8 protein-coding genes are annotated in these 6,453 nt (G+C 59.7%); 4 read left to right on the plus strand and 4 right to left on the minus strand.

Annotated features, from left to right (window positions below; translation table 11 throughout):
* Positions 1–235 (plus strand): hypothetical protein (locus tag A2I95_RS24685; RefSeq protein WP_291734115.1); only part of this gene is annotated, 235 nt, incomplete at its 5' end.
* Positions 235–1,176, plus strand: coding sequence for a hypothetical protein (locus A2I95_RS24690; protein ID WP_027258703.1), 942 nt, complete (start codon positions 235–237; stop codon positions 1,174–1,176). The genes A2I95_RS24685 and A2I95_RS24690, both read left to right, overlap by 1 nt.
* Positions 1,177–1,275: 99 nt before the next feature.
* Here A2I95_RS24690 and A2I95_RS24695 read toward each other — a convergent pair whose 3' ends face one another.
* Both A2I95_RS24695 and A2I95_RS24700 read right to left on the minus strand, forming a co-directional pair.
* Complete coding sequence (locus tag A2I95_RS24695) at positions 1,276–2,460, minus strand: hypothetical protein (protein WP_291734118.1); 1,185 nt, start codon at positions 2,458–2,460, stop codon at positions 1,276–1,278.
* Positions 2,461–2,926: 466 nt separating this feature from the next.
* Positions 2,927–3,154 (minus strand): tyrosine-type recombinase/integrase, encoded by a 228-nt coding sequence (locus tag A2I95_RS24700; RefSeq protein WP_291734119.1) that lies wholly within the window; start codon positions 3,152–3,154, stop codon positions 2,927–2,929.
* A gap of 103 nt (positions 3,155–3,257) precedes the next feature.
* On the opposite strand from A2I95_RS24700, the gene istA reads away from it, so the two are divergent.
* Positions 3,258–4,757 (plus strand): IS21 family transposase, encoded by a 1,500-nt coding sequence (istA, locus tag A2I95_RS24705; protein WP_291734122.1) that lies wholly within the window; start codon positions 3,258–3,260, stop codon positions 4,755–4,757.
* Complete coding sequence (istB, locus tag A2I95_RS24710) at positions 4,754–5,500, plus strand: IS21-like element helper ATPase IstB (protein ID WP_291734124.1); 747 nt, start codon at positions 4,754–4,756, stop codon at positions 5,498–5,500. Before istA ends, istB begins: the two co-directional genes overlap by 4 nt.
* Positions 5,501–5,667: 167 nt before the next feature.
* Here istB and A2I95_RS24715 read toward each other — a convergent pair whose 3' ends face one another.
* Entirely contained in the window at positions 5,668–5,796 is a 129-nt protein-coding gene (locus tag A2I95_RS24715; protein ID WP_367152489.1) for an oxidoreductase C-terminal domain-containing protein, read from the minus strand.
* A gap of 219 nt (positions 5,797–6,015) precedes the next feature.
* A partial coding sequence (locus tag A2I95_RS24720; protein WP_291734125.1) for a helix-turn-helix domain-containing protein occupies positions 6,016–6,453 on the minus strand: 438 nt, incomplete at its 5' end.

A 6,453-nucleotide genomic window follows, 5' to 3' on the forward strand; every position in this document is an offset into this window, starting at 1 on the left:
CCGCCGCGGGCTGGAAAGCCCCGCCACCCATCACTTGGTGATCACGCCGCAGGACGGGACCGACCTGCCGGTCCGGCCACGGGTGCTGCGGGTGCTGGCTTCGGGGGATCTGGTGCTGCGCGATGAGGCGGGCACAATCATCACTTATGCGGTCTCTGCAGGCGAGACCATCGGGTTTTCCGCAGCGGGTATCGAAGCGACCGGTACGACTGCATCCGTGGCCGGGTGGTACTGATGCTGGGGCTGGGGCATTCCGCCACCAGGTTGACCGGCCAGGGGGCTGCTCAGTACCCGTTCACGCCCGGTGCGCTGTTTGATTCACCCGGCGCGCTTGGCGGCTATTGGGATCCGTCCAGCACCGGCGGGATGTTTCAGGACATCAAAGGACGGGTGCGGGTGGCCGGCCCTGACGATCCGGTGGCGCTGATACTGGATGGCGCACAGGGCGTTATGGCCGCTGCGGGCGCCGGGCCGCTGGCGCAGCGTCTCAGCGGGCAGGGGGCGGAGCTGTTCGCGGCACCGTACTCAACCATCGGGAACTTCGCCGGCAATGGCGACGGCAGTTTTACCTGCACCGGCGATGGTTCCGGCACATCCTATGTCTACAAGGATGGGGCCGGGATCGTAGTAGGGGATTGGTACCTCGTCTCGTTCGAAGTCTTCGGCTTTCTGTCGGGGGGCTTTCGCGCCAGGGTGGGGACCAGCGCGGATGATGCGGGCATTGGCCCCTGGCAGGTCGCCAATGGCATGGCTGAGGTCCTGCTGCGCGGCGACGGGGCCGGCGGCAACTTCTGGATCGAGGGCACGCCCGCGACCCAGGGATCGGTGCGCGCTGTTTCGGTCCGCCATCTCCCTGGCCTCCCTGCGTTGCAGGAGGGGGGGGACAGCTTCAGGCCCCTGCTGATGCAGGAGCCGGGCAGCGGTGCCTGGTATCTGTCAAACGACCAGGCCGGCGATAGGCTGACGGTACCGCTTCCGGATCTGGGGGCGGACGCCACCGAATGGCGCGCGGATGAAACCGGTGTGGTGATCAACGGCGGCCAGACCATCACAGCGGGGCCTCGGGATTTTCCGGTCAGTCAAAGGCTTTACGCTTATGGTGTCGCCAATAGGGCGCTGACAACAGTGGAGACCGCAAACCTGACTGCCTGGCTCAATAGCAAGCGCGGGGTGTGACCGGGGGTGAGGCTGGGGGTGCAATACCTTGCCAGGGCTGGTCCGGACAGGCTGCTTGCGGCCCGCTGTCTTCAGCGGCCCGCAAGTGTGCTGCCAGGTTCAGGCGAGTTCCCTGGACAGCGCGGTGAAACCCTGTTCTATTGCCGAGGCGGCCTTGATCAGGTTTTCCCCGCCCGATGCGATGCTGGTCACTGCGGTTGTAAGGCCCAGGCTGCCGATCCAGATTGCCCATTTGGTCCAGACCGGATCCTTGTGGCGCAAGGCATCAACGGCCTTCTGTGCATTGTCGCGGAATTTCTCCGCCGGCTTGATGCTGACGTGATAAGCCTCGATATCCTTAATCAGCTGCGCCGTGGCTTTGCGGGCCGCTTCCATGGCTGCGAACAGCCCGTCCAGTTTCTTGCTTTTATAGTTGCGGTCCTTGGCCATCTTGCCCAGCTTCTTCTCGATCTCCTTGTCAAGCTTGCCCTGCTTGTCCAGCAGCTTGTTCAGCTCTTTGCCGAGGCCCGCAATTTCCAGGTCGATGTTCTTGAGCTTGGCCTTGTATGTCTCCAGATGCTTGTCCACCCGGTTGAAGCTCGCGGTTTCAATCTTCAGAAAATCGGCCAGGAATTCCTTGCCGATCTCCTTGGCCTTCACTTTGGCCTTGGATTGCTTTTGATATTCCGAGACCAGCTGTTTCAGCGCTTTCTCCAGTTCGCCATGGATCTTGGCGATGTCAGACGTCACCTTTTGAACTGCGCGCGCCACCGAGACGATGCTTTGCGCGATGCCGTAAATGCTGGCGGCAATCGACACGCCGCCGGTCACCGCACCCGCCGCCAATGAGGCGGTGCTGCCGATGGCGCAAACGCTGCCCAGGACAATCGCGCTGACCACCTTGATGCGGTACTTCTTGCGGTCCTTGTTGGCCTGCTTCCACTTGTCGAAATGTTTGGCTGCCACCTGTTCGATCGATTTTTCGTACTTCGCAAAGATCTTCTTGAGGTCGGCGTCCAGCTCTTTGCACTCCTTATCGGTCAGCGGCAGCACCGAGCCCAGATCGTTTGCCTGGCTGACACGCAGGCTGCAATCGGCCAGAAGCTTTTTGTATTCCTTGGTAGCGTCATCATACAGTTTGGCGACAAAGCGGGCGTCAGTGTCCAGTTCGGCGGCGACTTTCTTATCGACTTCCACGGTTGCCGCAAAATTCATATTGCCGAGCTGAACAAACTTCGGCTTCACAGCCTTGGCCACCTCGTTCTTGACGTCTGCCTTGATGATTGTGAGTTTTTCGGTTGCCATTATGCTCTCTTGTGCCTCTACAGGTCTATTGGCCGGTTGGACGCCATAAAACAGCTTGGAAACACAACGAAACGAATAAACCGGCCTGCTCATTGGCCGCTTTAGCCATCAGACGGTTAGAAAAAAGCAAAAGCTTCCTGCCAGGCCTAAGACCAGAATGGCATCTGCTGTTTCAGGACGGAAAATCAGCTTTGCGATGAGGGGTATCAGCAGTCCTGCCGAACCGGTGTCTTGGCGGGGACGGTGGTAGGCCCGGCAGGATTCGAACCTGCAACCAAAGCGTTATGAGCGACCGGGGTTTGCACTAATGTATTGCAAAATAACGAATTTAGTTTTCCTTTGCGAAGGAAAATGGCGTAGTTGAGCCTGTTGCGCAGCATTTTTTGGTCGAAGCAACCTGCAAGAACATCGTCGGTCTTAGAACGCGCGGCTGAGCTCTAAGGCCCAGCCGCATGCTAAGTCGGATTTAGCACAGATCGTAGACTTCTACTGCAGCGGCCTCTTTTCTTAGATGATCGGGAGCGAAGCGAGCATAAATTTTTCGCGTGGTTTGCACATCGTCATGTCCTAAATACTGAGAAATTCTTTCCATCTCGCACCCCGCAGCGGCCATCCAAACCGCGGAGCTGTGTCGGAGATCATGACGTGTTACATGTCCCAGCCCAACCCCTTTCGCCCGGTTGTGAATCGGCATGCGAAATTGACCCACTTGGGTGGGTTATGAGCGAGTAAAATTGACCCACCTGCCACGTTAGCATCCGCGCCGAAAAGCGCGGAGGAAAGAGCAGGTGTTATTGATGGAAAGCGTGTCAAAGATCCGGCGTTGGGTATTGGTTGAGGGGCGCAGCATCCGATCTGTGGCGCGGGCAACCGGTTTGTCGCGGAACACGGTCAAGAAGTATCTGAAGGACGACAGCCCGCCAAGCTATCAGCGTCAAGCGCCACCGGTTCGGCATAAGCTGTGCGATGGATTTGACACGCGCCTTAAGGATCTCTTCGAGCAGGATCAAAAGCGCCCGCGCCGGGCGCGGCGGACAGCGCAGAAGCTTTACGAGCAACTTGTGTTGGAAGGGTATACCGGGTCCTATTCGCCTGTTCAGCGTTTTGTCCGCGACCTCAAGCGGGCCGGCGCCGGATCGGGAGATGCGTTCATTCCCCTGCATTTTGCTGCCGGTGATGCGCTCCAGTTTGACTGGAGCGAAGAGCGCGTTGCCCTTGGTGGTGTCGAGCAGAAGGTGAAGGTTGCCCACTTCCGGCTGTGCCACAGCCGGAAACCCTTTGTCGCCGCCTACCCCGGCGAGAGCCAGGAGATGGTGCTGGATGCCTTTGTGCGGGCGCTGTCCTTCTACGGCGGGGTTCCGCGACGGGTGATAATCGACAATCCCAAGACGATGGTGGTTTATGTCTCCCGCTCGAAAGACCGGGTGTTCCATCCGCGTTTCCTGGCGTTGATGAACCACTATGTAATGGAGCCGGCTGCCTGCACACCCGCGTCGGGTTGGGAGAAGGGGCAGGTCGAGAACCAGGTTCAGTTTTTGCGAGGCCGATTGTTTGTTCCCATGCCAGCTTTTGATGATCTCGATGCCTTGAATGACTGGCTGCGCCTGCGTTGCGAGGAACTGGCAAACCGGCTTCATCCTGAACACTCGGCTCGCACGATTGCGGAGGTTTTTGAAGATGAGCGTGCCGAGCTGCGCCCCTTGGGGCGGGCTTTTGATGGCTATGTGGAGAAGACGGTGCGCGTCCGCTCCACCTGCCTGGTTCAATATGCCAACAACCGCTACAGCGTGCCTTCCCGGTTTGCAGGCCAGCATGTCTCCCTGCGCGCTTATGCGGACCGGATCGTGCTGGTGTCAGATCAGGACGTCATTGCCGACCACAAACGCCGCTTCACCCGCAATGTCAGCTACTTTGAGCCTTGGCACTATGTTCCTCTGCTGGATCGCAAGCCCGGCGCCTTGCGCAATGGGGCACCCTTCGTGGACTGGCAGCTGCCCGAGGCCATGCATCGGATCAGGAAACATTACATGGCCGGCAAAGGCGGGGATCGGGAATTTGTCGACCTGCTTCTGCTGGCACAGGACCACGGGATCGAGGTGGTCGAGGCGGCTTGCGAACTGGCGGTGGAGCAAAACACCCTGCGCCTGCCCGCCATCATCAACCTGATCAACCAGTTGGTGGAGCCGGTCATCACGCCGCTCAGCGACGCCTATACCTACCCGCAGCTGACCTTGCGGCCCGAGGCCGATTGCAAGCGCTATGAGGCGCTGTGCTCGGCTGAGGAGGCTGCCGCATGAACGCCCTCATCGATCAACTGACCGCCCTGAGGCTGCACGGGATGGCAGCTTGCGCCCATGATTTGCTGTCCGCGCGCAAGCCGCCAAGTCTGACCACAGCGATAAAGCAACTGATCGACGCCGAGACTGTAGAGCGCCGGGTGCGCTCCATCCAGTATCAAATGCGCATCGCGAAGTTCCCGCATCACAAGGATTTTGCCACCTTCGATTACGGCGCGGCAGCGGTCACCAAGGCCCAGATCGACCCCTTCTGCTCAGGTCAGTTCACTGAAGAGGCGCACAACCTCATTCTGGTGGGCGGAACCGGGACAGGAAAAACCCACATCGCCATCGCACTTGGCACCACATTGATCAATAACGGCAAGAAGGCCCGTTTCTTTAACGCGGTCGATCTGATCAATGCCCTGATCAAGGAACAGGCCGACGGCAATACCGGGAAGATCATCCGGCAACTGTCGGCACTGGATTGCGTTATCATCGACGAGTTGGGCTATATCCCGTTCCCGAAATCCGGCGGCGCACTGCTGTTCCACCTGATCAGCAAGCTCTACGAGAAAACCAGCGCCATCATCACCACCAACATCATCACCACCAACCTGGAGTTCGGGGAATGGGTTGCTGTCTTTGGCGATGCGAAGATGACGACCGCCCTGTTGGATCGCGTCACGCACCACTGCGCCATTATCGAGACTGGCAACACTTCATACCGCTTCGCGCAGAGCAAAAGCCGCAGAAAAAAATAGCGCGCTGCAAGCAAAGCCCCCAGGCGGACTCGCTAAATGAGGGCGGCCCGCCTGGGGGCTTTGCCACCCCAACGACGGGTCAAAATCAAACGCTGAAACCGGGTCAGTTTTGAACGCTCATTGACACCTTCAGCGTGAAAATCCGCTTTGGCGTTTCTTGTAGTTCTTTACAACAAGCCTTTCAGTTCAGATCCGATGTCTGCAACTCGGGCGGGGTTCGGTGACATTCCAGTCTCGGTCAACCGTTTGGCCTCCATGTAGGCGCGAGGGTCGTTGATCGCGTCGAAAGCCAACAATTCGTTCTGCTCGAAATACCAGAAAGACCAGCGACGCTGCTCGTTTCGCGGCTAACGATAGCATCATACCCTGTCGACAGCCTGACTGTCCGTCATCAAATGAAGTGGACCAGTTGATCTGAACGCGATCGGGAGGATCTGGTTCATGGGCATTGATCCTAAGCGGCGCATCGGCGAACGACACCCGGTGCAGTCGGATACGGTCTGCCCACCCCCAACTCAGGCTGCGCCGCTCAAGGACGCCCGCCAAACGCGGAACCGCCCCTGCCCTGTCACCTCCTGCACCAGGTTCTGCGCCTCAAACCAGGCAATGTTCCTTTGCACCGCCGCCCGGCTGGCGCCGCTCAGCTCTTCGGCCAGCGGGGCTGTCACCAGCGGCCAGCTGCGGAACACCTCGATCAATCGCGGCGGAGTGCGGCCCGACAGGGATTTGGTGCAGGTGCGGGCGCCGCTCTCCCACTGGTCTAGCTGATCGAGGTGGCGCATCGCGCAGAGGATCCCCTGGTCCACCGCCAGCAGCCAGCGGTGCTGCCGCTCCCGCGGCTCCCCGCCGCCGCGCAGCCCGCCTGCCCCGCTCATCAGCACCGGCGCAAAAAGCGCACCGCCCTGCCCTTCGCCGGCTGACATGCGCGCCGCAACCACGGCGCCTTCCAGAAC

Source organism: Leisingera sp. F5 (assembly GCF_001593695.1).